The organism is Burkholderia diffusa (assembly GCF_902499115.1).
Classification (GTDB): Bacteria; Pseudomonadota; Gammaproteobacteria; order Burkholderiales; family Burkholderiaceae; genus Burkholderia; species Burkholderia diffusa.
In genome coordinates this window covers 18,998-42,361 of sequence record NZ_CABVPN010000026.1, presented here as the reverse complement: position 1 = coordinate 42,361, position 23,364 = coordinate 18,998, and the positions used below count along the sequence as shown (strand labels likewise).

At 68.9% G+C, this 23,364-nt stretch carries 22 protein-coding genes; 10 read left to right on the top strand and 12 right to left on the bottom strand.

The features are described 5' to 3' along the window. Positions 1–2: 2 nt before the first annotated feature. Positions 3–248 carry a hypothetical protein gene (locus BTE28158_RS24420; protein WP_059601183.1) on the bottom strand — a complete coding sequence of 82 codons (246 nt, stop codon included), beginning with the start codon at positions 246–248 and terminating at the stop codon, positions 3–5. A gap of 166 nt (positions 249–414) precedes the next feature. Here BTE28158_RS24420 and BTE28158_RS24415 point away from each other — a divergent pair, with 166 nt between their 5' ends. Beyond that, complete coding sequence (locus BTE28158_RS24415) at positions 415–2,301, top strand: DUF3857 domain-containing transglutaminase family protein (protein ID WP_151050819.1); 1,887 nt, start codon at positions 415–417, stop codon at positions 2,299–2,301. Positions 2,302–2,357: 56 nt separating this feature from the next. Further along, entirely contained in the window at positions 2,358–2,525 is a 168-nt protein-coding gene (locus tag BTE28158_RS24410; RefSeq protein WP_170296458.1) for a hypothetical protein, read from the top strand. 93 nt (positions 2,526–2,618) lie between these two features. Here the strand turns inward: BTE28158_RS24410 and BTE28158_RS24405 are convergent, their stop codons facing one another. Beyond that, positions 2,619–3,668, bottom strand: a complete 1,050-nt coding sequence (locus BTE28158_RS24405) for an AraC family transcriptional regulator (protein ID WP_151050813.1) — start codon at positions 3,666–3,668, stop codon at positions 2,619–2,621. A 70-nt stretch (positions 3,669–3,738) separates the two neighbouring features. On the opposite strand from BTE28158_RS24405, the gene BTE28158_RS24400 reads away from it, so the two are divergent. Further along, a complete protein-coding gene (locus BTE28158_RS24400) occupies positions 3,739–4,950 on the top strand; it encodes an MFS transporter (RefSeq protein WP_151050811.1) in 1,212 nt (403 codons plus the stop codon). Positions 4,951–5,088: 138 nt separating this feature from the next. Here BTE28158_RS24400 and BTE28158_RS24395 read toward each other — a convergent pair whose 3' ends face one another. Beyond that, positions 5,089–5,556 carry a MarR family winged helix-turn-helix transcriptional regulator gene (locus tag BTE28158_RS24395; protein ID WP_151050809.1) on the bottom strand — a complete coding sequence of 156 codons (468 nt, stop codon included), beginning with the start codon at positions 5,554–5,556 and terminating at the stop codon, positions 5,089–5,091. 82 nt (positions 5,557–5,638) lie between these two features. On the opposite strand from BTE28158_RS24395, the gene BTE28158_RS24390 reads away from it, so the two are divergent. Both BTE28158_RS24390 and BTE28158_RS24385 read left to right on the top strand, forming a co-directional pair. After that, the gene (locus BTE28158_RS24390) at positions 5,639–6,007 is read left to right on the top strand and encodes a hypothetical protein (RefSeq protein WP_124620756.1); all 369 of its coding nucleotides are present in this window, start codon (positions 5,639–5,641) and stop codon (positions 6,005–6,007) included. A gap of 94 nt (positions 6,008–6,101) precedes the next feature. Next, positions 6,102–6,719, top strand: a complete 618-nt coding sequence (locus BTE28158_RS24385; RefSeq protein ID WP_059601195.1) for a glutathione S-transferase family protein — start codon at positions 6,102–6,104, stop codon at positions 6,717–6,719. 72 nt (positions 6,720–6,791) lie between these two features. Here the strand turns inward: BTE28158_RS24385 and BTE28158_RS24380 are convergent, their stop codons facing one another. The 5 genes from BTE28158_RS24380 to BTE28158_RS24360 all read right to left on the bottom strand — a co-directional run bounded on the left by BTE28158_RS24380 (position 6,792) and on the right by BTE28158_RS24360 (position 11,955). Then, positions 6,792–7,514 carry an HAD family hydrolase gene (locus BTE28158_RS24380; protein ID WP_151050807.1) on the bottom strand — a complete coding sequence of 241 codons (723 nt, stop codon included), beginning with the start codon at positions 7,512–7,514 and terminating at the stop codon, positions 6,792–6,794. Positions 7,515–7,542: 28 nt separating this feature from the next. Next, positions 7,543–8,514, bottom strand: coding sequence for an ornithine cyclodeaminase family protein (locus BTE28158_RS24375; protein WP_151050805.1), 972 nt, complete (start codon positions 8,512–8,514; stop codon positions 7,543–7,545). Between the two features lie 150 nt (positions 8,515–8,664). Beyond that, positions 8,665–9,795, bottom strand: coding sequence for a DSD1 family PLP-dependent enzyme (locus BTE28158_RS24370; protein ID WP_124620760.1), 1,131 nt, complete (start codon positions 9,793–9,795; stop codon positions 8,665–8,667). 113 nt (positions 9,796–9,908) lie between these two features. Next, complete coding sequence (locus tag BTE28158_RS24365) at positions 9,909–10,835, bottom strand: LysR family transcriptional regulator (RefSeq protein WP_124901455.1); 927 nt, start codon at positions 10,833–10,835, stop codon at positions 9,909–9,911. Positions 10,836–11,040: 205 nt separating this feature from the next. Further along, the gene (locus BTE28158_RS24360; protein ID WP_151050803.1) at positions 11,041–11,955 is read right to left on the bottom strand and encodes an NAD(P)/FAD-dependent oxidoreductase; all 915 of its coding nucleotides are present in this window, start codon (positions 11,953–11,955) and stop codon (positions 11,041–11,043) included. Between the two features lie 143 nt (positions 11,956–12,098). Here BTE28158_RS24360 and BTE28158_RS24355 point away from each other — a divergent pair, with 143 nt between their 5' ends. The 4 genes from BTE28158_RS24355 to BTE28158_RS24340 all read left to right on the top strand — a co-directional run bounded on the left by BTE28158_RS24355 (position 12,099) and on the right by BTE28158_RS24340 (position 18,023). Further along, complete coding sequence (locus tag BTE28158_RS24355; RefSeq protein ID WP_059601208.1) at positions 12,099–12,539, top strand: RrF2 family transcriptional regulator; 441 nt, start codon at positions 12,099–12,101, stop codon at positions 12,537–12,539. Between the two features lie 269 nt (positions 12,540–12,808). Continuing rightward, positions 12,809–13,399 carry a DUF2760 domain-containing protein gene (locus tag BTE28158_RS24350; protein ID WP_151050801.1) on the top strand — a complete coding sequence of 197 codons (591 nt, stop codon included), beginning with the start codon at positions 12,809–12,811 and terminating at the stop codon, positions 13,397–13,399. Then, the gene (locus BTE28158_RS24345; protein WP_124901453.1) at positions 13,396–15,237 is read left to right on the top strand and encodes an Hsp70 family protein; all 1,842 of its coding nucleotides are present in this window, start codon (positions 13,396–13,398) and stop codon (positions 15,235–15,237) included. Before BTE28158_RS24350 ends, BTE28158_RS24345 begins: the two co-directional genes overlap by 4 nt. A 5-nt stretch (positions 15,238–15,242) precedes the next feature. Then, positions 15,243–18,023 carry an Hsp70 family protein gene (locus BTE28158_RS24340; protein WP_174920142.1) on the top strand — a complete coding sequence of 927 codons (2,781 nt, stop codon included), beginning with the start codon at positions 15,243–15,245 and terminating at the stop codon, positions 18,021–18,023. A 153-nt stretch (positions 18,024–18,176) separates the two neighbouring features. Here BTE28158_RS24340 and ctlX read toward each other — a convergent pair whose 3' ends face one another. Together ctlX and ocd are read right to left on the bottom strand one after the other, a co-directional pair. Beyond that, complete coding sequence (gene ctlX, locus BTE28158_RS24335; protein WP_151049975.1) at positions 18,177–19,178, bottom strand: citrulline utilization hydrolase CtlX; 1,002 nt, start codon at positions 19,176–19,178, stop codon at positions 18,177–18,179. Between the two features lie 59 nt (positions 19,179–19,237). Then, a complete protein-coding gene (gene ocd, locus BTE28158_RS24330; protein WP_124901451.1) occupies positions 19,238–20,317 on the bottom strand; it encodes an ornithine cyclodeaminase in 1,080 nt (359 codons plus the stop codon). Positions 20,318–20,612: 295 nt separating this feature from the next. Here ocd and BTE28158_RS24325 point away from each other — a divergent pair, with 295 nt between their 5' ends. Next, the gene (locus BTE28158_RS24325; RefSeq protein WP_006753967.1) at positions 20,613–21,044 is read left to right on the top strand and encodes an Lrp/AsnC family transcriptional regulator; all 432 of its coding nucleotides are present in this window, start codon (positions 20,613–20,615) and stop codon (positions 21,042–21,044) included. A gap of 218 nt (positions 21,045–21,262) precedes the next feature. Here BTE28158_RS24325 and BTE28158_RS24320 read toward each other — a convergent pair whose 3' ends face one another. Together BTE28158_RS24320 and BTE28158_RS24315 are read right to left on the bottom strand one after the other, a co-directional pair. Next, positions 21,263–22,684 carry a sensor histidine kinase gene (locus tag BTE28158_RS24320; protein WP_151049973.1) on the bottom strand — a complete coding sequence of 474 codons (1,422 nt, stop codon included), beginning with the start codon at positions 22,682–22,684 and terminating at the stop codon, positions 21,263–21,265. After that, positions 22,671–23,336: a response regulator transcription factor gene (locus BTE28158_RS24315; protein ID WP_124901449.1), complete on the bottom strand. Its 666-nt coding sequence runs from the start codon at positions 23,334–23,336 to the stop codon at positions 22,671–22,673. Before BTE28158_RS24315 ends, BTE28158_RS24320 begins: the two co-directional genes overlap by 14 nt. Positions 23,337–23,364 lie beyond the last annotated feature (28 nt).

Here is a 23,364-nt window from a genome sequence, read left to right as displayed (position 1 = left end):
CGTCAGGGTTGATGATGCCGATGCGGGCGGTTGGGCCGCCGCAGCGGCGGATGACGGAATTTGGCTCTCAGCCGGTCGCGCCCCGGACGCTTGACGAAGAACAGCACGGCGAGCGCGACGAACGCCAGCAGCACGACGATTTCCACGATCCCGTTTTCCATGGTGCCTCCTCGTCGAGCGCGGACGATCCATCGCCGTCGTTCGGCGATCGAGCCGATGCCGGCGGCCGCACGCGATGACGCTTCCATGTCTCATTGTAGGTCGGCGCGCAACGGCTTGACGCGTGCGGGTGCGGCGCCCACACTGGCCGACACGAGGGGGGCGCGGTCAGCCCTGTCCGCTGCGTGACCGCGCTTTCCTTGAACCGCGACGAGGTGCGATGTGGTGCGCTTTTCTGTCGGCCTGGCCGGCTGGATGCTGGCATGCGCCGCCGCGTTCGGCGCATCGAATGCCGTCGGTGCGACGCCGGGCGCGGGCCCAACCGTGGACGCAGCGAACGACGTGGCCGACGAAGCGCCCGTCACGCTCGTCAGCGATGTCCACGAATTCGTGATCCAGCACGACGGTTCGCTCGACGAGCACGACGATTCGACCTTGCGCGCGAACAACGCGAACGGCATCGATGCGGTTGCGCAGCGCTACGTGTGGTTCGACAAGAACCTGGAGAAGGTCGACCTGCTCGCGGCCGAGACGATCGATCGCGACGGCGTCGCGCATCCGGTCGGCCCCGACGGCATCCGCGACGTCCAGGAGCCGCGCTCGGCCGGCGCGCCGACGTTCCAGGACGGGTTGCTGCGCACGGTCGTGTTTCCGGGTGTCGAGGCCGGGTCGGGCACGCGCATCGCGTTCCGCAAGTCGCGCACGAGGCCGGTCAACGCGGGTTATTTCGGCTACTACGTCGAGCCGTCGCGCGAGCCGGTGGAGAACCAGCGGCTGATCTTCGACGTGCCGGCCGACATGACGCTGCACGCGGACGCGCGCGGCTACGTCGCGCTGCCGCCCGTGACCGCGAACGGCCGCACGCGCTACGAATTCGACTACCGGCACGGCCCTTACGAGCGCATCGAGAGCGGCGCGGTCGGCTACCCGACCTACGGCGACCGGCTCATGGTCTCCACGCTGCCTGACCATGCGGCGTTCGCCGCGCGCTACCGCAACGCGGCCGTCGATCCGAGCGCGAACGATCCGGCCGTCGTGCAGCTCGCACGCGCGCTCACCGCCGACGCCGCCGATCCGCACGACAAGGCGCGCGTCCTGTACGACTGGGTGCAGGCGAACGTGCGCTACGTCGGGTTGTTCCTGGGCGAGACGGCCGCCGCGCCGCATCGCGTGACGGACATCCTGCGCAACCGCTACGGCGACTGCAAGGACCACGTCGCGCTGTTCGGCGCGTTGCTCGCGGTGGTCGGCATCCGCAGCGAACCGGTGCTGATCAATCTCGGCTCCGTGTACACGCTGCCGTCGGTGCCCGGTTACGGCGGCGGCGCGATCAATCACGCGATCACGTGGCTGCCCGATCTCGGCCTCTACGCCGACACGACGACGGCCGGCATCGCGTTCGGCTACCTGCCGCCGATCGTGATGGATCGGCCGGCGCTGCTCGTCGACACCGGCGTGCTGTCGCGCACGCCCGCCGTGCAGCCGAAGCGCCGCACCGCGCGCGTGGCGATCGATGCCGCGCAACCGGGCGCCGCGCGGTTTCACGCGCTCGTCGAGGACGACGGCTGGACCGCCGAGCTCGAACGCACGCTGTTTCGCCGCGCAGCGCCCGACCGCATCCGGCAGCTCGCGAACGAACGCCTGCGGCAAAGCGGGCTGCGCGGTAGCGCGCGGATCACGACGAGCGATCGCCGTGCGACGGGCGGCCCGTTCGATGTGACGTATGACGGCACGCTCGATCACTTCGTGTGGCCGGACGGCACGACCGCCGTGCCCGTGCTGTCGAGCCTCACGGGCGGCATCGCGACGCAGGTCGAGGGCTGGCTGGCCGAACCCGTACGCACGCAGCCGTGGACGTGCATCGGCGGAAGTTTCGAGGAGACCGGCCAGATCGCGCTGCCGGCCGACGTCGCGGTGAGCGACCTGCCGACCGATGCGGCCGTGCACGACCGCTTCGTCGACTTCGCGTCGCATTACGTATTCGATGCGGCCACGCGCATCGTGCAGGTCACGCGGCGGATGACGGCCGAATTCGGCCGCCAGGTCTGCACACCCGACGAATTCACGGCGCTGCGCGCGTCGCTCGAACGCATCGAACGCGACACGCAGGCGCAGATCGTCGTGCGGGCGAAAGGGCATTGAGCGGGCAGCGGCAATGAGCGCGTCGCCGTCATCGGCCGGCGCGCAGGAGCGACATCATGACGGAACGGGAACACGAGATCGCCGACCTGGCGAAGGAATTGCTGGGCCGGATCGTGCAGGGCGCGATGACGAACGGCGAGCCGGTGGATGCGCAACAGTGCGCGGCATTGGCCGTGGAGTGCGCGACGGCGCTGGTGGACAAGCTCGACGCGTACAGCGGTTGAACGCAATCGTCGCGTGCGACGGCGCATCGAGCGATGCCGGCGTGCCTCGGCAGGCGTTCGCTTGCTCCCGCGCTGCACGCGAAGCGTTACACGTCACACGTCGGCGTGCGTGTCGCCGTCCGCACGCACGGCGCCCGGCGGCCTGCCGACCACGCGCTTGAACGCGCGGCTGAACGCGGCCAGCGAACCATAGCCGAGCCGGTACGCGACGGCTTCGATCGTCTCGCCCTCGCGCGCGATCCACTGCGCGGCGAGCCGCATCCGCAGCTCGGTCAGGTAGCGCACGGGCGTCATCCCGGTCGCCGCGAGAAAGCGCTCGGCGAACACCGAGCGCGACACGCCCGCTTCGGCGGCCAGCTCCGCGACGCTCCAGTTGCGGCCCGGGTCGCGATGCAGCGCGACGATCGCGCGGCCCAGCTTCGGCTCGCGCAGCGCCTGCACCCAGCCCGCCGCGTCGCCGCATCCGCTCTCGACCCAGCCGCGCACGATGAACGCCGCGACCACGTCCGCGAGCCGCGCGAGGATGCCCGCGAAGCCCGCGCGCTCGGAGCACGATTCGCGTTCCATCGCGTCGAGCATCGGGCGGATTTCCGGGTAGCGCGCGAGCAGCGTGCCGACGTGCATGAACTCGGGCATCGCGCCGACCAGCGGCTGCATGCCGCCGAGGTCGAGCTCCATGCATGCGCTGAAGATCAGCGCGTCGCCGGCGCCCGGCTCCGTCGTTGCGCAGGCCGCGGGCGACGTGCCGGCCGATGCCACCGATGCGACCGTATCGCAGATCTTCGCGGCTTCGAAGCCGTGGATCTCGCGGCACGGCGCATCCGGATCGGACACCAGCGCATGCATGCGTCCGTGCGGCAGCAGGATTGCATCGCCGGCCTCGAGCCGCATCGTTGCGCCGGCCTCGTCGCGCAGCAGCACGGGCCCGCGCCCGACGAAATGGAACTGCGCGCGGCCCGGCGCCTGGCCGAAGCTCAGCCCGAACGGCCGTGCGACCTGGATGCGGCGGTACTGGACGCCGCTCAGGCGCATCCCCAGCAGCAGCTCGCTGACGAGGTCGTGCACGTCGGGGACGGGAGGAAGCAGGGGCTCGGACATCGCGAAATTCGGACGATCGATCAATAAGAGCGGATTGTATGTCATAGACCGTCCTGTCGTCGTTCCTTACGATACGCCGTCATCAGTATTTTCCCTACACGACTCGGAACGACGCATGAATCCCGGAATCTCCTCTGCCGCCAGCACGGCGGCCCCCCGCGAGCCGGCCTGGGGCGCTGTCTTCGCGATGACGCTTGGCGTGTTCGGTCTCGTCACCGCCGAATTCCTGCCCGCGAGCCTGCTCACGCCGATGGCCGACAGCCTCGGCGTGACCGAAGGCGTGGCCGGCCAGGCCGTCACGGCCACCGCGACGGTCGCGCTCGTCACGAGCCTGCTGATCTCGGCGCTGACGCGCACGATCGACCGCCGGCGCGTGCTGCTCGCATTCTCGCTGCTGCTCGTCGCGTCCAATCTCGCGGTCGCGTTCGCGCCCGACCTGACGACGCTGCTGATCGGCCGCGTCGTGCTCGGCGTCGCGCTCGGCGGCTTCTGGACGATGGCGACCGCCACCGCGATGCGGCTCGTGCCGACGGCGATGGTGCCGCGCGCGCTGTCGATCATCTTCAGCGGCGTGGCGGTCGCGACGATCGCCTCCGCGCCGATGGGCAGTTATTTCGGGCACCTGATCGGCTGGCGCAACGTGTTCCTGATCGCGGCCGGGCTCGGCGGTCTCGCGTTCGCGTCGCAGGTGATGACGCTGCCGTCCATGCCGCCGAGCGGCACGACGCGGCTGCGCACGCTCGTCGACGTGCTGCGCCGGCCGACCGTCGGCCTCGGGATGTTCGCGACGATCCTCGTGTTCACCGGTCATTTCGCGTTCTTCACGTATCTGCGGCCGTTCCTCGAACAGGTCGCCGGCGTTGGCGTGAACGGGCTGTCGGCGATCCTGCTCGGCTACGGCATTGCCAATTTCGTCGGCACGTCGCTCGCGGGCCGCGTGCTCGAACACCGGCTGCGGCCGATGCTGATCGGGATGCCCGCGCTGATGGTCGTGCTCGGCGTCGCGCTCGTCGCGCTCGGCCGCGCACCGATGATCGACGCGGTGCTCGTGGCGTTGTGGGGGATGGCGTTCGGCGGCGTGCCGGTCGCATGGTCGACGTGGGTCACGCGCACCGTGCCCGATGAGGCCGAAAGCGCGGGCGGGCTGATCGTCGCGGCGATCCAGCTCGCGATCGCGACGGGCGCGGCGGCAGGCGGCGTCGTGTTCGACGCGAACGGCGCGGGCGGCGTGTTCCTGGGCGCGGCCGCGGTGCTGGCCGTGGCGGTCGCGACGATCGTGACCGGCGTGCCGAAGCGGGTGGGCGTGGCGCCGGCGCTCGCCGAGTGAGATGCATGCGGGCGATCGACGCGAGCGCGGATCGGCCTGCTGTTCGGACCGGGGAGAAACCGGCGTGTCTGGATGAAGTGACCCGCGCGGGCACGCTGCACGTTGCGGCGCGCCCGCTGTCACCGCGTGCGCGCCGCGTCAGCCGCGCGTAGCCGGATCCTCCGACAGCGCGCGCAACTGCCCGCGCAACACATCGACTTCGCCCGCTGCGAACGGCCGTTCGATCTCGGCGTGCGTTTGCTGCCATAGCGGGAATGCTTCGGCCAGCAACTGATGGCCGGCCGGCGTGAGTTCGAGCAGGCGGCTGCGCTTGTCGTTCGGATCCTGCGTGATTTTGAGCAGCCCGCGCCGCTCGAGCGGCTTGAGCGCGGCGGTTAGCGTGGTGCGGTCCATCGCGAGCAATGACGCGACCGATTTCATCGCGGCCGGCTGCGGCCGGTTCAGCGACATCAACAGCGAAAACTGGCCGTTGGTGAGATCCAGCGGACGCAGCACATCGTCGAAGATGCGCGCGAGATTACGCGCCGCGCGCTGCATGTGCAGGCACAGGCAGCAATCGCGCACCATCAGCGTCGTTTCGAAGGGGAGCTGTTCTTTGCGTGCCATGTTGCAATTGTGTTGATATCAACCTATTGTGTCAAGGGCGGGGAGCGGCAGCCCGTCGTTCCCGCCATCGGACGGAGGAAGCATGAGTGCGCAACAACAGTTGTATCTCGCGGTATTCCTCGGCAGCAAGGATAGCCCGGGCATGAAGGCGTGGATGGCGCTGCCCGAGGACGAGCGGCGTGCGCGGGAGCGCGAGGGGATCGCCGCGTGGCACGCGTGGGTCGACCGGCATCGCGATGCGATCGTCGAGCTCGGCGGGCCGCTCGGCAAGACCAAGACCATCGGCGCGGGCGGCGTGACGGACACCACCAATGCGATGAGCGGCTTCACCGTCGTGCGCGCCGCATCGCACGACGCGGCCGCCGCGCTGTTCGAAGGCCATCCGCATTTCACGCTGTTCCCTGGCGACGCGATCGACGTGATGCCGGTGCTCGCGGTGCCGGGCATGTGAGCGGCGACAGGCGCTGCGTGCGCGATCGTCGCGGCCGATGGGCCGTCGCCTGCGCGCGGCGATTTTCCCCGACATTATCGATGGAGACATTGCGATGAAGCTTTACGGATTCGCCGGCACGCGCTCGCAACGCGCGCTCTGGGGGCTCAAGGAACTGGATGCGGATTTCGAGTTCGTGTCGGTCAACCTGCTCGAGGGCGAGCACAAGCGGCCCGAATTCCTGCGCCTCAATCCCGCCGGCAAGGTGCCCGTGCTCGTGGACGGCGACCTGGTGATTCCCGAGTCGGCCGCGATCGTGCTGTATCTCGCGGACAAGTACCCGGAGAAGGCGCTGTTGCCCGTCGATCTGGCGCTGCGCGCGCAGGCCTATCGGTGGGTGATGTTCGCGGTGACGGAGCTTGAACAGCCGCTGTGGCGGATTACGCGCCATTCGTTCCTCTACCCGCCCGAAAAGCGCTCGCCGGCCGATATCGAGCTGGCTCGCGAGGATTTCGCGACGATGGCCGCGATCCTCGACAAGCATCTCGAAGGACGCGAATTCATCGTCGGCGACGCGTTGACGGTGGCCGATTGCGTGACGGTCTACCTGATCGACTGGGCGAGCGAATGCCACCTGATCGAACCGTTCCCGCAATTGCGCGCGTATCTCGAGCGGCTTTATGCGCGACCGAAGGCGCCGCAACGGATCGCGGACGCGCGCAAGGCGGCGTGAAACGGTAGTCGGTCGTGCCGATGGGGGCGATCGACCTCGACCGCGCGAACTCGCAGTCTTGCGGGCTCGCGGTTACGACGCGTCGACGGGGCCGCCGAGCGCACGGCACAGCGCCGACAAGTCGCGAACGGTCAGATGCGGGGACGGGGCACGTCGCGCGGCGTGCTCCGCTTCCGTCCCCGGGTGGCGCACGACCCATGCTGCCTGCAGCCCCGCATTCAACGCGCCGACGATATCGAGGTGAAAGTCGTCGCCGACGTGGAGCAGTTCCGCCGCAGGCACGCCGAGTTTCGCGGCGGCCGCATGGAAGATTTCCGGCTCGGGTTTCGCGAACCCGCACGCACGCGCGCTGAGCGTTTCGCGGAAGAACTCGCCGCCGCCGGTCAGCCGAAGGTCCGCATTGCCGTTCGTCACCGCGATCAGCGGAAATCGCGCGCTCAACCACTCGAGCGCCGGCAATGCATCGTCGAAGAACTCGACCTGGTTTCGCATGGAATAGAACACGTCGTACGCGCGGTCGGTCAGCGTGAGGTCTTCGTTCGCGCGTTCGAGCGCAAGCCGGATCGATCCGATGCGCAACGCGCGAAAGTCGCTGACGAGGTCCGGCCGCGAGCGTTCGTATTCGATGCGCAGCTGGCCCAGTGCCTGCGACGTGGGCACGACGCTCGCGGTAGCGGGCGCGTGCGCGATCAGCCACGCATGCAGCGACGCCTCGGCCCGTTCGACGGACGGTCCGAACGGCCAAAGCGTGTCGTCGAGATCGAACGAGAGGGCGGAAACTCTGGATAGGCGCATGGCGATGGAAGATACCACGCAGTGCCGTTCACCACGGCCACGGGATCGAACGTCCCGCGTCGTTTTCGAGGGCCTGCCGGTACAGGAAACGCGCAACGGTCAGGTCTTGCAGCGCGAGTCCCGTCATGTCGAACACGGTGATCTCGTCCGGCGATCGATCAACGGGCACGGTGCCGGCCAGCACGTCGCCGATTTCAGCACGCGGCAGATCGGGCGCCCATTGGCATTCGCCGATGCTGCGCGCCTGCTCGCGATCGTCCACGAAAATGCGCGCGCGCGCCAATACGCCTTCGGGAAGCTCGCGCTTGCCCGCAGTGTCCGCGCCGACGCAGGTCAGGTGGGTGCCGGGCTGAACCGCGTCCGCGTCGAACAGCGGGCCGCCGCCCGGCGTTGCCGTGATGACCACATCGCTGTCGGCCACGGCATCGTTCCGGTCCCGTGCGACACGGATGTCGCAACGTTCGCGGAATGCCGATTCGAACACCGCGTCCGGTTCGCCGCTGACGTTCACATACTGCACCGAGCACCGTTGCGGCAGCAGACTGAGCGCATAGTCGAGCTGGACGCGCGCCTGCACGCCGGTGCCGAACACGCAGATGCGGGTACTGTCGCGGCGTGCCAGCGCCTGCAGGCCGAGGCCGCCGGCCGCACCGGTCCGGGCGGTGGTGATCGCATTGCCGTCCATGATGCAGAGCGGACGGCCGGTGGCCGGATCGAACAGCGCGATCGTCGCCTGATGCGGCTCGCCGCCCCGGCTTCGATTACCGGGCCAGAAACCGGCTGCCTTGAAGCCGAGCAGATCCTGGCCCGCGACGTCGCCGGACTTGATGCCGAACACGCCGCCGGTGTGCAATCTTTCGCGCACGACCGGGAACACGCGCCCCGCACGTCGACTGTGCAGCACGAAGGCTTCGCGCACCGCCGCCATCACCGGTTCGGCTTGAAGGGCCGGTTCGACGACATCCCGGTCGAGAAGAAGGAGGTGGGCGTCAGTCGGCATGGTGGGAGAGCCTGTCGGATGCGATGCGAATCGCGATCTTTAAAGTTTGTATAGTTTTGGAAAAATAGTCAATTCCGATCGGGCGAGGGTGCGGTGGCCGGTTTCGTCGTTCGACATGCGTCGCTGCACTGGTCGTCGCCTTCAGGTGTCCTACCATCCGTAGAAGCGCGGCCAGGTCTGCACGGTGCCGTCGCTGCCCAGCGCGTGGTATTCCGGGTGCTGCGCACCGGTCGCGCATGCATGGTTCGGGAGGATCCGCAAACGGGTGCCGATCGGAAACCGCTTTGCGATCGCGGTGTCGGCCATTCCCGCGCGAGACACGATGCCGTGCTCCTGGTTGGCCGCGCTCATCACGTACTCGCCGAGCACTTCACCGTCTTCGGTACACACCTGCCCGTAGCCGAAATCCCGCGCCTGCCGCTGCGTGCCGCGATCGCGGCTCATCGCCATCCAGCCCGCGTCGACGATGGCCCAGCCTTTTTCTTCCTGGTGTCCGATGACGGTGGTCAGCACCGACAGCGCGATGTCGGACAGCGCGCACACACCGACGTTGTGCATCACGAGGTCGAACAGCACGTACACGCCCGCGCGGACTTCCGTCACGCCGTCGAGGTGCTCCGCGGACAACGCGGTCGGCGTCGAACCGATGCTCACGATCGGGCAGGGCAACCCCGCGGCCCTGAGGCGCTCCGCGGCGCGCACGGTCCGGCTGCGCTCCTGTTCGGCGATCGCGACCAGCGCGTCGCGGGTGTCGTAGTCGTAGCTGGAGCCCGCATGCGCGAGCACGCCGCCGAGCGTCATCCCGCCGTCGACCAGCGCGCGGCCGACGTCGATCAGCAGGTCGTCGTCGGGCACGATCCCCGAGCGGTGACCGTCGACGTCGACCTCGATCCAGACTTCGAAGCGCTCGCCGTGCTCGCGCCCGAATTCGGCGATGGCGTGCGCGGTCTGCAGGCTGTCGGCGACGATCTTCAGGTCGCAGCCCTGCCGGCGCAGCGCGAGCGCCTGGCCGAGCCTGGCGGGAATCATCCCGACCGCATAGACGATGTCGCGTACGCCGCCCGCGAAGAATTGTTCGGCCTCCTTAAGCGTCGACACCGTGATGCCCTGCGCACCGGCCGCGATCTGCGCGTCGACGACATGCTGGCATTTGGTGGTCTTCACGTGCGGCCGGAACCTGACGCCGAGCGCGTCCAGATGCGCCTGCATGCGCGCGATGTTATGACGCATGCGACCGACGTCGATCAATGCGGCGGGGGTATTCGGAAGCGGGATGCCCATGGTGCGTTGCCTCGGTGGTTTGCCGACAGCGAACACTGTAGGGTGTTTGGCCAGCAGCGTGTTTAACGTGTGCCAAATTGATCATTAAGCGCGATTTAATCGCGGGAAGCCGCTCATGCCTTGCCGCGCCACGGCGGCGGATCGAAAAATCGCGTCGCGGCTTCGAGGAAGACCCGTTGTCGCGCGGAGCGGCCGGTGCGCGACGGCAGCAGCGCGGTCACTGGCGCGGGCGGCAGATGCCAGTCGGGCAGCAGCCTGACCAGCTTGCCGCTGGCCAGCAGCGGCGCGACGTCCCACTCGGAGCGTTCGACGATGCCGAGCCCGGCCAGTGCCCAGTCGGTGATGACGGTGCCGTCGTTCGACGAAAGCGCGCCCGTGACGCGAATCACCGCCGATCGCCTGGATTCGCCCTTGCCATCGCCGGCTTGCGAGAAGCGCCAGCGCGGAACGTCCTCGTCGTTTTCGCGCAGGCACAGGCAGTCGTAGCGGGCGAGATCGGACGGATGGTCCAGTTCGTTGATGCGCCGCGCGTAACCGGGGCTCGCGCACAGGAAGCGCTCGTTGGGCGCGAGCGGATAGCCGATCCACGACGACGACTTCAGGCTGCCGACATGGACGACCACGTCGGCCCCCGACGCGCTGGTCAGCGGACTCTCCGACAGGTGCAGCGAGATTTCGAGCTTCGGATGCGCGCGTTGCACGTCACGCACGATCCGCGCGACGTACTTGCGCCCGAAGCCGAACGGCGCGACGACGCGCAGCGTGCCCTGCACGTCGCCGTGATCGCCGGAGATGTTGGCCGGCAGTGCCTCGACGCGCTCGAGAATCCCGACGGCTTCCTGGTACAGCCGCTGACCCTCGTCGGTCAATGCGATCCCTTTCGGCCGCCGCACGGCGAGCCGGACATTGAGTCGCGCCTCCATCCGCTGCAGGCGGATCGTGACCGCGGGCGGGGTGAGGTCGAGCAGGCGCGCGGCGGATGCCAACGAGTGCGACGCGCCGATCGCGCGCACGAGTCGAAGATCGTCGAGGTCGAGCATTTCGTATCTTTTAATGCTGATGTTGCTGAGCATTAAACACCACATCGCATGATGAATCCATCGACGCATGTTCGGATATCGACAAGCGTTTGTGAGGATCGACGTGCGGGAATGCCTGCCCGGCGAACGGGGTTGGCGTTGACCGGGCCATCGCGCAGGGAAAGCGGGATGACGCTGCGTCACCCCGCACGCCGCTTCGTTCACTTCACGCGTCGAGCCCGAAAATCAACGACCGATGCGCGCCCACGCCGGCCGCGACGCCGGATGCCGACGCGAACGTCGCATTCGTCATCAGGCTCGACGCATCGCCGGCCGCGAACACACCGGGAACGCTCGTCTGCTTCCACGTATCGACGCGAATCGCCGTGCCCAGCGGCCCGTCGTCGAACGCACAGCCGAGCTGTCGGGCGAGATCGCTCGCCATCTCCGTGCGCGCGCCGATGAACAACGCATCGATCGGCACGACTTTCCCGTCGGCGAGCCGCAGCGCGTCGATCCGCGGCGCTTCGCCGAGGATCTCGACGACCGGCGACCGTTCGATACGCACGCCTCGCGCGGCGAGCAATGCGGCTTCCTCCTCGTTCGCTTCGACTACGCGTTGCGTGAACCACGTCGTCGGTCCCCAGTCCGGAATCAGGATCGCCTGATGCACGGAAAGCGGATGCGTCGCCAGCACGCCGAGTTGCCGGCCCGACACCTCGTAGCCATGGCAATACGGACAATGCAGCACGGTGACGCCCCAGCGTTCCGCGAGCCCCGGCAGCGCGGGCAGTTCGTCGCGGATGCCGGTCGCGAGGATCAGCCGCTCGGCGCTTGCACGGCTGCCGTCCGCCAGTGTCACGTGAAAGCGGCCGTTCGCATCGCGCTCGGCGGTGCGCGCCTCGCCGGCGATCCGCTGCACGGTCGGATAGGTCGCGAGTTGCGCGGCGGCTTCCGCGACGATCTGCGCAGGCGGCTTGCCGTCCTGCCCGAAAAATCCGTGCGCATGTTCGGCAAAACGATTACGCGGCCGCCCGGCATCGATCACGAGCACGCGGCGCCGCGCGCGTGCGAGCTGCATCGCGGCCGACAGCCCGGCAAAGCTGCCGCCGATCACGATCACTTCATGATGGCTCTGCATGTGTTCACCCCTTTCCTGAATCCGTATCAAGCGAAGAACGTGCTCCGATGGCGGCCAACTCATGAAACACGAGAAGTTGCATGATAGGCCGATGGTATCATTCATGCAACTTCATAAGTTTCGAGAGTGGGAGCCAACCGTCCGTGAGAACCGATAGCCGTTTGTCGCGCATGCTGCATGCGCTGATCCACATGGACCAGGCCGACGGCCCGCTGACGTCGGAGGCGATCGCGGCGATGCTGTGCACGAATCCGGTCGTCGTGCGGCGATTGCTCGGCGGGCTGCGCGACTGCGGCTACGTGCAGTCGGAGAAAGGGCATGGCGGCGGGTGGGCGCTCAGCGTCGCGCTCGACGACATCACGCTGCTCGACGTCTATCGCGCGGTGGGCGAGCCGCCGGTATTTTCCGATCTGGTGGCCGAGGATGCACCCGAATGCCTGGTCGAACAGGCGGTCAACGCGCATCTGTCGGCCACGCTGAAGGAGGCCGAAGCGGTGCTGCTTGCGCGCTTCGGGGAGGTCACGCTCGGCATGCTGTCGCGCGATTTCGAGGCGAAGGCGGCGCGCCGCCGCAAGCCGCGCTGACGCGCCGCAACATCGCGACCGTCACCCGACCGTCACCCTGTAGCCGGCAGTCCGACGCATCCGGCGCGGCGCGAAACCCGCGCGCCGCCGCGTTCTGTCCCCCAACTTCTGCCCGGTTCGCCCGCCACAGGGCAAAATACGGGTTTTCCGCACCCGAGAGGGCGCGCCCGAATCATGCGCCGGGCGGCGGCAGTGCGCAATCGCACGCCGCCACCGGGCGCCCAGGCAAGATGCTCGCCGTGTCGCGAGCCCACAGGAGTCCAGACCCCATGCCCGAATCCAACCTGTCCTTCTTCGGCCGGCTGTCGCTGGCCGTCGGCACGTTCTTCTCCGTGATCGGCAACCGCGAGTTCGCGGCCGGCGTGCTGCGCGTGCGCGACGGCGCCCCGGCACCGGTCGCCCCGGCGCCGGTTGCGCCGGCCCCCGCCGCGGCTCCGGCGCCCGCGCCCGTGAAGGCTCCGGCCCCCGAGCTGCGCGAAGCGAGCCCGCAAGCCGCGCTGCAACTGCTCGGCCTGTTGCAGCGCGATGCGCGCTTCATCGACTTCGTCGAGGAAGACATCGCCGGCTATGCGGACGCCGACATCGGCGCTGCCGCACGCCTCGTGCACGACGGCTGCCGCGCTGCGCTGCGCGAGCACTTCACGATCGTGCCGGTGCGCGATGAAGCCGAAGGCAGCCGCGTGACGCTGCCGGCCGGCTTCGACGCGACGGCCGTGCGCGTGACGGGCAACGTGGTCGGTTCCGCGCCGTTCACGGGTACGGTCAGCCATCGCGGCTGGCGCGTGGCCGACGTGCGCCTGCCGAAGCTGACGGGCAGTCACGACGCATCGGTGGTTGCACCGGCGGAGGTGGAACTGTGAGCGATCCGCGCTATTCGATCGGTATCGACCTCGGTACGACCCATTGCGCGCTGTCGTACGTCGACAGCGCCGCGAGCGACGGCGAAAAGATCACGCAGCAGGTGCTGCCGATCGCGCAGCTGACCGCGCCCGGCGCGCTGGAGTCGCGCGACCTGCTGCCGTCGTTCCTCTATCTTCCGCATGAAAGCGAGCTGACGCAGGGCGACCTGACGCTGCCGTGGACGGCCTCGCGCGGCTTCGCGGTCGGCGAAATGGCGCGCACTCGCGGCGCGGGCACGCCAATCCGCCTCGTCTCGAGCGCGAAGAGCTGGCTGTGCCACCCGGGCGTCGACCGCCGCGCGGCGATTCTGCCGAGCGATGCGCCGCCCGAAGTGTCGCGCGTGTCGCCGCTGGAAAGCTCGATCCGTTATCTGACGCACCTGCGCGAAGCGTGGGATCACGCGCATCCCGACGCGCCGTTCGCCGACCAGGACGTGACGGTCACGATCCCCGCGTCGTTCGACCCGGCCGCGCGCGAACTGACGGCGGAAGCCGCGCGTGCCGCCGGTTATTCGCGGATGACGCTGCTCGAGGAGCCGCAGGCGGCGCTCTACAGCTGGATCCAGAAGAGCGAAGGCGGCTGGCGCAAGCAGGTGCAGGTCGGCGACCTGATCCTGTGCGTGGACGTTGGCGGCGGCACGACCGACCTGTCGCTGATCGCGGTGGTCGAGCGCGAAGGCAACCTGGAACTGCATCGCGTGGCGGTCGGCGAGCACATCCTGCTCGGCGGCGACAACATGGACCTCGCGCTCGCGCACGTGGTCGCGCGCAAGCTCGCGCAGCAGGGCACGCAGGCGGATCCGTGGCAACTGCGTGCGCTGACCTACGCATGCCGCTCCGCGAAGGAAACGCTGCTGTCCGACCCGACGACCGATGCGGTGCCGCTCGTCGTGCCGAGTCGCGGCTCGAAGCTGATCGGCGGTTCGATCCGCACGGAGCTCACGCGCGCCGAACTCACGCAGACGATCCTCGAAGGCTTCTTCCCGCAGGTCGATGCGGCCGCGCGCCCGGTGAGCCGCGCGCGCGTCGGCCTGACGCAACTCGGCCTGCCGTATGCGCAGGACGCGGGCATCACGCGCCATCTCGCGGCGTTCCTCGGCCGCCAGGTCGCGGCGCTCGACACGCTCGAAGGCGTGCAGCGCACGCTGCCGCAAGGCGCGACGTTCCTGCATCCGACGGCCGTGCTGTTCAACGGCGGCGTGTTCAAGTCGACGCTGCTCACGCAACGCGTGCTCGATACGCTCAACAGCTGGCTCGCCGCCGAAGGCGCGCCGCCCGCCCGCCTGCTCGAAGGCGCCGATCTCGATCTGGCGGTCGCGCGCGGCGCGGCTTACTACGGTTACGTGAAGCGCGGCCGTGGCGTGCGTATTCGCGGCGGCACGGCGCGTGCGTACTACGTCGCGATCGAGTCGGCGATGCCCGCGGTGCCGGGGCTGGAGCCGCCGGTGCAGGCGCTGTGCGTCGCGCCGTTCGGGATGGAGGAAGGCTCGGACGCGGCGCTGCCGCCGCAGGAGTTCGGCCTCGTCGTCGGCGAGCCGGTGCAGTTCCGCTTCTTCGGATCGTCGGTGCGCCGCCAGGACCAGGTCGGCACGCTGCTCGATTACTGGTCGCCGGAAGAACTTCAGGAACTCGAGGAAATCCAGGCGACGCTGCCCGCCGAAGGGCGCACGGTCGGCGAGATCGTGCCCGTGAAGCTGCATGCGCGCGTGACCGAAGCCGGCACGCTCGAACTCGAGGCGATCCCGAGCGGCACGGACGAGCGCTGGAAGGTCGAGTTCGACGTGCGCGGCGCCGCCTGAGCACGATGAAGCGCTATACGGTCGGCATCGACCTCGGCACGAGCAATACGGTCGTCGCGTACGTCGAAGCCGGCTCCGACGCGATCCGCGTGTTCGACGTCGAGCAACTGGTCGGCCCCGGCGCGGTGGCCGCGCAGCCGCTGCTGCCGTCGGTGCGCTATCACCCGGCGGCCGGTGAGCTCGCGGCGGACGCGCTGAGGTTGCCGTGGCAGGCGGCCGGCGCGCGCGACGCGGCCGCCCGTTCGGGTGGCGGCCGTGACGGCGCCGCTGGTGACGCGCTGCCGCCCGTGATCGGCCGCTATGCGCGCACGCTCGGCGCGCAGGTGCCGGGCCGGCTCGTGACGAGCGCGAAGAGCTGGCTGTCGCACGCATCGGTCGACCGGCTCGCCGCGATCCTGCCATGGGGCGCGGCCGACGGCGTCGACAAGGTGTCGCCGGTCGACGCGAGCGCCAGCTATCTCGCGCATGTGCGCGACGCGTGGGATGCCCGTTTTCCCGATGCGCCGCTCGCGAAGCAGGACGTGATCCTGACGGTGCCCGCGTCGTTCGACGACGGCGCGCGCGCGTTGACGGTCGAGGCCGCGCGGCGCGCGAAGCTGCCCGCGCTGCGGCTGCTGGAAGAGCCGCAGGCCGCGTTCTACGACTGGCTGTACGGCCGGCGCGAAACGCTGCGCGACACGTTCGCCGACGCGCGGCGCGTGCTGATCTGCGACGTCGGCGGCGGCACGACCGATCTCACGCTCGTCGATGTCGCACCGGGCGACGGCGGCGAGCCGACCTTTACGCGCGTCGGCGTCGGCAATCACCTGATGCTCGGCGGCGACAACATGGACCTCGCGCTTGCGCGCCTGGTCGAAACGCGGCTGACCGAGCCCGGCACGCGGCTGTCGGCCGCGAGCCTGTCGCAGCTCGTCGAGCGCTGCCGTGCCGCGAAGGAGCGGCTGCTCGGCGACGATGCACCGGCGTCCGTCACCGTCACGCTGCTCGGCGCGGGCAGCAAGCTCGTCGGCGGTGCACGTTCGGCCGAACTGACACGGCAGGAAGTCGAACAGATCGTCGTCGACGGTTTCTTTCCGCAGGTCGAGGCCGGCGAACTGCCGCGCCGCGCGCGGGCGGCGATCGTCGAATTCGGGTTGCCGTATGCGAGCGACCCTGCCGTCACGCGGCACGTCGCCGCGTTCCTGAACCGTCACGCGGAAGGCCCGCTGCCCGACACGCTGCTGCTCAACGGCGGCGTGTTCCGTGCGGGCGCGCTCGCGGGCCGTCTCGCGCAGACGCTCGGCGCGTGGCGCGGCGCGCCGCTCGACGTGCTGCACAACGCGCATCCGGACGTGGCCGTCGCGCGCGGCGCGGTGGCGTATGGCCTCGCGCGCGCCGGGCATGCGCCGCGCATCGGCGGCGGTTCCGCGCGCAGCTATTTCCTCGTGCTGGACGACGGCGCCGGCGACGCAGCCGCGCGCGGTGTCTGCCTGCTGCCGCGCGGAGCGGAAGAGGGCCGCGAGATCCGGCTGGAGGATCGTACCTTCGCGCTGCAGCTCGGGCAGCCGGTGCGTTTCCACCTCGTGTCGACGGTGGCCGACACCGCGTACCGGCCCGGCGATCTCGTCGCACTCGACGGCGGCGATTTCGTGCGGCTGCCGCCGATCGCGACGGTCGTCGAGCGGCAGGCGGGCAGCGATGCGCGCGAAACGCCGGTGAAGCTCACCGCGTCGCTGACCGAGGTCGGCACGCTCGAAATGCATTGCATCGCGACCGACGACGCGGCACGCCGCTGGCGGCTCGAATTCCAGTTGCGCGGCGACGCGCCGGCGCACGGCGGCGACGATGCATCCGCGCGGCATCCGCGTCTCGACCACGCGATCGAACTGATCGAGCGCTCGTTCGGCAGCAAGGCCGCGGACGTCACGCCGAAGGACACGCGCCGGTTGCGCGCGCAGCTCGAACAGGTGCTCGGCCCGCGCGAAGAGTGGGACGTCGCGCTCGCGCGCGAACTGTTCGACGCGCTGCTTGCGCGGGCGCGGCGCCGCCGTCGCTCGGCCGATCACGAACGCGCGTGGCTGAACCTCGCCGGTTATTGCCTGCGCCCGGGCTTCGGCCATCCGCTCGACGCATGGCGCATCGAGCAGCTGTGGCCGCTGTTCGACGACGGCATTCAATACGTGAACGACGGGCAGGTGTGGTCCGAGTGGTGGACGCTGTGGCGGCGCGTGGCCGGCGGCCTCGACGACGATGCGCAGACGCAGGTGCGCGACGCGATCGCGTTCCTCGAACCGTCCGACGACAAGCGGCGCAAGCTGCCGTTCGATCCGGGCAAGGTCGGCCCGGCCGACATGACGCGGCTGTCCGCGTCGCTCGAACGATTGCCCGTCGAGCGCAAGGTCGAGCTGGCCGAGCGCCTGATCGCGCAATTGCAGAAGCCGGCCGAGCGCGCGCTGTGTGCGTGGGCGCTCGGGCGCATCGGTGCGCGCCGGCCGTTCTATGGCAGCGCGCACAGCGTCGTGCCTGCGGAAGTCGCCAATGGCTGGCTCGACGCGCTGTTCGCGCTCGACTGGAAGCAGGTCGAGCCGGCCGCGTTCGCGGCCGCGCAGATTGCCCGGATGACGGGCGACCGTTCACGCGACCTGCCGGACGATACGCGCGACGCGGTGATCAAGCGTCTGTCGGCCGCGAATGCGTCGACGGCATGGATCGACATGGTGCGCGAAGCGATCGCGTTCGACGAAGCCGACACGGCGCGCGTGTTCGGCGAAACGCTGCCGGCCGGGTTGAAGCTGCTGGCCGGGTGAGTGGCGCGATGTGCTCCGGTATCGTTCGGATACCGGAGCATTTCGCGGCGTTGCCGATGCGGGCTGACGCGCGCCGATTCAATGCCCTTCGAACAAAAAAACGGCTGCCGTTGCATCGCATCGGCAGCCGTTTGCGCTTTGTGAGCCTGTCGGTCAGATAGGCGGCGTCGTCTCGCGTGGCAATGCGGCCGACTCCGCGGCGATCGCATCCGGCGCGGCCGCCCGCCGCGCGAGATGAATCCCCGCGAGCATGCAGCGCACCGATCCGCCGGCCAGTTCGATCGTCGGCACGTCGAGCGGCAGCAGCCGCGCGGAGCGCTCGATCACCGCACGCTGGTCAGGTGTGAGGCAATCGAACGCGCGTCGCGACAGCGCAAGCACGCGCCCGTTGCTTCCCGACAATTCCAGCGTATTGCCTGCGAAATTCGCGATCTGCGACTGATCGAGGGCGATCACCGCACGTCCCGTTTCGGTCAGGCGTTGCGCGATCTCGACGCGGCGCCGGCCGTCGGCGATCAGGTCGAGGCCGACCATCGCGAACTCCGTCGCGACGCTCATCATCACGTTCGTGTGATAGATCGGGCGTCCATCGGCGTCGGCCGTATCGAAGCAGATCGGCTCGAAATTGAAATGCGTGCAGAAGCGTTCGAGCGCGACCGGATCGGCACGGCGCGACCGCGCGGTATAGGCGATCCGCGCGACGTGGTCGAGCACCATCGCGCCGGTGCCTTCCAGGAACACGTCGTCGTATTCGAGACCCGAATAGTCGATCACGTCCTGCACGCGATACTCGGCCTTCAGCATTTCGACGATGTCCGCACGCCGCTCGCGGCGGCGGTTCGGGCTGTGCATCGGATACAGCGCGACGTGGCCGCCCGGATGCGTCGAGAACCAGTTGTTCGGGAACACGGAATCGGGCGTGTCGTGCTCGCCGTGGTCGTCGAACACGTGCACGCGCACGCCCGCATCGGCGAGCGTCTGCGCGGCGGCCGTGACTTCGTCGCGTGCGGCGGCGGACACCGACGACGTGTCGGTCGAGCCGCCCCCGGCCGTGCGCTGGAACGCGTTGTCGGCCGCGGTCTGCGGGTTCGGCAGGAAACGGTGCGGCCGGATCATCACGACGGCGGCCGGCGCCTGGATCGATACGAGATTCATGGAAGGCAGGAGCGAAAGGCAGGGAACCGGGCAGCGCACGGGCCGCCCGGCGTTGACGGTCAGCGCGCGAATGCGGCGACGGCTTCGGTGACGAACGCCGCGTGACCCTGCGCGATCGCGGCCGGGTCGTCGATCAGCGCGAACAGGTTCTTCGGGTCGACGGCCGGCGGAATCAGCGCGATCTCGACCCCCGCGTTGTGCTGCTGCGCGAGCGCGTACAGGTAGCGCAGCGCCGAGTAGTCCTCCAGCGCGAAGCCGACCGAGTCGAACACGGTGACTTCGTCCGCGCGTTCGCGGCCGGTCGTTTCGCGTTGCAGCACGCGCCACAGTTCGGTGACAGGGAAGTCGGCCGGCATCTGCTGGATCTCGCCTTCGATGCGCGACTGCGGCTCGAATTCGACGAACACGCGGCCCGCCTGCAGCACGCCCGCTTCAAGCTCGGTCTTGCCGGGGCAATCGCCGCCGACCGCGTTCAGGTGCATGCCGGGCTCGATCATGTCGGCCGTGACGATCGTCGCGTACGCCTTGTCGGCGGTGACGGTCGTCACGATGTCGGCGCCGCGCACGGCGTCGGCGGTCGATGCGGCGCGCACGACGCGCAATTCAGGGTATGCGGCGAGGTTCTGCACGAGCTTGTCGGTCGCGAGCGGATCGACGTCGAACACGCGGATTTCGTCGATGCCGAGCAGCGTGTGGAACGCGATCGCCTGGAATTCGCTCTGCGCGCCGTTGCCGATCAGTGCCATCGTGCGCGAGTCGGGGCGTGCGAGACCCTGCGCGGCGAGCACCGACGTGGCGGCCGTGCGCAGCGCGGTCGTCAGCGTGAGTTCGGCGAGCAGCAGCGGGTAGCCGGTATCGACTTCGGCGAGCGCGCCGAATGCCATCACCGTGTGCATCCCGCGCGTCGCGTTGACGGGGTGGCCGTTCACATATTTGAACGCGAACAGCGACGCGTTCGCGACGGGCATCAGTTCGATCACGCCGTCGCGCGAGTGGCATGCGACGCGCGGCGACTTGTCGAAATCGGCCCACTGCAGGTAATCGGCGCGCAGCGTGTCGACGAGTTCGCGCAGGAACGTCGTGACGCCGGTTTTGGCGATCAGGCGGGCGGTGGCGGGAACGTCGAGGAAGCGAGTCATCGGTCTGTCTCCATTGTCTTTGCCGGTACGGGTGTCCTGGCATTCCGGTCGACCGGGCGATGCTTCGGTGCGGGCGCGGGCTTGCTGAAAAGCGGCGGCACGGCGTATTCGGCCGGTCGATGGAGTCATTATTTCCGGGAGTCGAGCCAACAAAAAGACGGCAAAAGTGGCAGATTTATCGATAGACTTGTCAAAATGCCAGCCATATCCGGCAGTTTGCCCGGTTCGCGCTGGTCGGAATGCGCAGCCTCCGGCACGCTGGCGGCCGGTTCACGCTCAACAGGAAGGCCCCTTCATGATCACGCTCGACGACGTCGACCGGCAGCTGATCGCGCTGCTGCGCGACAACGCGCGACTGCCCGTCGTCGCCCTGGCGAAGGAATTGCGCGTCGCGCGCGCGACCGTGCAGAACCGGCTGACGCGGCTGGAGAAAAACGGCGTGATCGTCGGTTATACGGTACGGCTCAAGCCGGCGGCCGAACGGCACCGGATCCGCGCGCTGATGTCGATCGCGGTGCAGGGCAATCGCGGCGCCGAGGTGGTGAAGGTGCTGCGCGGGCATCCGAATGTAGCGTCGATCCACAGCACCAACGGCCGCTGGGATCTCGTCGCCGAGCTGCATGCCGATTCGCTCGAGCATTTCGATCGCGTGCTCGGCGCGATCCGGCTGATCGACGGCATCGCGAGTACCGAGACGAGCATTCTGCTGTCGACGCACAAGGCGTAGCTATCCAGTTGCATTGCTATTGCTGAAGTTGCGATGCTGCGGATGTCAGGAAACGCGCCGACGTCGACACGTTGTGGTGGCCGTTCTGCGGCCGCCAGTATGGACCGGCTGGTGGCGCGACATGAGGGGCACAATGCCGACGACGATCGCGACAGCGACGACTGAGCGTCTGTCGCCATGTGGCGTTCGATCGGTCGTATGTCAGATCATACGGTAACCTAAGCTTTGCCTGCGCGCTGCGTCGCCGCCCTCGGAAACGTCATCACCACCGCGAACCCGCCGGCATCCGGAAACGCGAACCCGATGCGCCCGCCGTGCGCTTTCATGACTTCCTGCACGATCGCGAGCCCGAGCCCCGACCCGGTTCGACGCTCGCTGCCGTCCGGCGCGATCCGGACGAACGGCTGCAATGCCGCCTCCCAATGCTCGCGCGGAATCCCCCGCCCGTTGTCGGTGACGGTCAGCGTCACCGCTTGATCCGCGTTGCCCGCGCTGGCGACCGACACGACGATATCGTCTGCATGTCCATGCAGCAGCGCGTTGTGCAGCACGTTCGACAACGCCTCTTGCAGACTGATCGCATCGCCGTCGATCCACGCATGCGGGGCGTCGCTCGCGAACGCGACGGCCACATCGCGCGTGTCCGCGAGCGGAATCGTGCGGCCGAGCACGTCCTTCGCGAGCGCGACGAGTTCGACGGGTTGCAGCGGCACGACCTCGGTGCGATGAATCACCATCGCATGATTGAGCAACTGCCCCGTGAGGCGGCCGACGTCCGCGCTGGTCGCGCGCAGCGCGTCGAGCCGTGCCGCATGGCGCGCGGGATCGGATTCCCCGTCGAGCAATTCGATCTGCGCGTCGAGCCGCGCGAGCGGTGTGCGCATCTGGTGCGCTGCGTCGGCGATGAAGCGCTGCATTGCGTTGATGCGCTCGGCCAGGCGGTGTATCAACCCGTTGATCGAGCCGATGATCGCGTCGATCTCGCTCGGCGTGTCGACGGCCACGGGCCGCAGGTCGGCCGGGTCGCGCGCGGCGATGAGCGTGCCGATCTGCGCGAGCGGGCGCAGGCCGCGCCGGATCGCGAGGCCGCTCGCGCCGATCGCGAGCACGCTCATCAGCAGGATCAGCGTCCACACCTTGATGCTCATGTCGTTCGTGAGCTGCTGGCGCGCGTTGGTGGTTTGCGCAACGGTCACGAGCGCCCAGCCGGGCGTGCTTTCCTCGGGCATGTAGCGCGCGATGGTCGCCGTGCGGATTCGGTGCCCCTGGTAGACGGCGTTCGCGAACGCGGGGCCCTGTTTCGCGGCGGCGAGCGTCGCGGGGCTCGCGAGATCGTTGTAGCCGGCCACGACGACACCGCGCGAATCGACGACCTTGTAGTAGACGAGGTCGTAGCGCGACAGCGTCGACAGCGCGGCGACGGGCGGGTTCAGCGCGAGCACGCCGCCTTGCACGTAGAGGTTCTCCGCGACCTGGATCGACGCGCCGGCGAGCAACTGGTCGTACGCGCGTTCGGCGGCGACGCCCGCGTAGTAGCGCGCGATCGCCGCGAGCGCGAGCGCGCCGGTCGCGACGACGAGCGCGATGAACAGCAGCGTGCGCCCGAACAGGGTCTTCGGGAACCAGTCAATGCGCGGCAATCTGATACCCCATCCCGCGCGCGGTGCGGATCTCGACCGAGCTGCCCTGCAGCTTCCTGCGCACGCGTGTCACGTACTGCTCGACCGCGTTCGCGGTCGGCTCGTTGCCGAAGCTGAACAGCTGGTTCAGCAGTTCGTCCTTGGAGAAGATCCGCTGCGGGCGGCTTGCGAGAATCTCGAGCAGCGCGAATTCCTGGCGCGACAGCGACAGCGGCTGGCCGTCGAGTTCGGCAAGCCGGCTGCTGCGGTCGATCACGAGGCCGCCGAGCGTCAGCACGTCATTCGCATGGCCGCTGTTGCGGCGCAGCAGCGCCTGCACGCGCGCATCGAGCTCGCGGTAGTCGAACGGCTTCACGAGATAGTCGTCGGCGCCGAGGCCCAGGCCGCTCACCCGGTCGTCGATCGCGGAACGTGCGGTAACGAGCAGCACCGGCGTCGTGCTGCCCGACGCGCGCAGGTTGCGCAGCACCGAGAAGCCGTCGAGGCCGGGCAGGTTCGCATCGAGCACGACGAGGTCGAAGCGCTCGACGCGCAGCAATCCGTTCGCGGTCGAGCCGTCGGTTTCGAGATCGACGGCATGGCCGAGCCGCGCGAGGCGGCTGCGGATCGCCGCGCCGATTTCGGCATCGTCCTCCACGACAAGAATGCGCATGGTGCCGTTTGCAGGTAGATGAGTTAGG

Excerpts from the sequence above, each read along its gene's own strand:
- BTE28158_RS24420 (WP_059601183.1), bottom strand. The coding sequence starts at position 248 with ATGGAAGCGTCATCGCGTGCGGCCGCCGGCATCGGCTCGATCGCCGAA.
- BTE28158_RS24415 (WP_151050819.1), top strand. The coding sequence starts at position 415 with ATGCTGGCATGCGCCGCCGCGTTCGGCGCATCGAATGCCGTCGGTGCG.
- BTE28158_RS24410 (WP_170296458.1), top strand. The coding sequence starts at position 2,358 with ATGACGGAACGGGAACACGAGATCGCCGACCTGGCGAAGGAATTGCTG.
- BTE28158_RS24405 (WP_151050813.1), bottom strand. The coding sequence starts at position 3,668 with ATGACATACAATCCGCTCTTATTGATCGATCGTCCGAATTTCGCGATG.
- BTE28158_RS24400 (WP_151050811.1), top strand. The coding sequence starts at position 3,739 with ATGAATCCCGGAATCTCCTCTGCCGCCAGCACGGCGGCCCCCCGCGAG.
- BTE28158_RS24395 (WP_151050809.1), bottom strand. The coding sequence starts at position 5,556 with ATGGCACGCAAAGAACAGCTCCCCTTCGAAACGACGCTGATGGTGCGC.
- BTE28158_RS24390 (WP_124620756.1), top strand. The coding sequence starts at position 5,639 with ATGAGTGCGCAACAACAGTTGTATCTCGCGGTATTCCTCGGCAGCAAG.
- BTE28158_RS24385 (WP_059601195.1), top strand. The coding sequence starts at position 6,102 with ATGAAGCTTTACGGATTCGCCGGCACGCGCTCGCAACGCGCGCTCTGG.
- BTE28158_RS24380 (WP_151050807.1), bottom strand. The coding sequence starts at position 7,514 with ATGCGCCTATCCAGAGTTTCCGCCCTCTCGTTCGATCTCGACGACACG.
- BTE28158_RS24375 (WP_151050805.1), bottom strand. The coding sequence starts at position 8,514 with ATGCCGACTGACGCCCACCTCCTTCTTCTCGACCGGGATGTCGTCGAA.
- BTE28158_RS24370 (WP_124620760.1), bottom strand. The coding sequence starts at position 9,795 with ATGGGCATCCCGCTTCCGAATACCCCCGCCGCATTGATCGACGTCGGT.
- BTE28158_RS24365 (WP_124901455.1), bottom strand. The coding sequence starts at position 10,835 with ATGCTCGACCTCGACGATCTTCGACTCGTGCGCGCGATCGGCGCGTCG.
- BTE28158_RS24360 (WP_151050803.1), bottom strand. The coding sequence starts at position 11,955 with ATGCAGAGCCATCATGAAGTGATCGTGATCGGCGGCAGCTTTGCCGGG.
- BTE28158_RS24350 (WP_151050801.1), top strand. The coding sequence starts at position 12,809 with ATGCCCGAATCCAACCTGTCCTTCTTCGGCCGGCTGTCGCTGGCCGTC.
- BTE28158_RS24340 (WP_174920142.1), top strand. The coding sequence starts at position 15,243 with ATGAAGCGCTATACGGTCGGCATCGACCTCGGCACGAGCAATACGGTC.
- ctlX (WP_151049975.1), bottom strand. The coding sequence starts at position 19,178 with ATGAATCTCGTATCGATCCAGGCGCCGGCCGCCGTCGTGATGATCCGG.
- ocd (WP_124901451.1), bottom strand. The coding sequence starts at position 20,317 with ATGACTCGCTTCCTCGACGTTCCCGCCACCGCCCGCCTGATCGCCAAA.
- BTE28158_RS24325 (WP_006753967.1), top strand. The coding sequence starts at position 20,613 with ATGATCACGCTCGACGACGTCGACCGGCAGCTGATCGCGCTGCTGCGC.
- BTE28158_RS24315 (WP_124901449.1), bottom strand. The coding sequence starts at position 23,336 with ATGCGCATTCTTGTCGTGGAGGACGATGCCGAAATCGGCGCGGCGATC.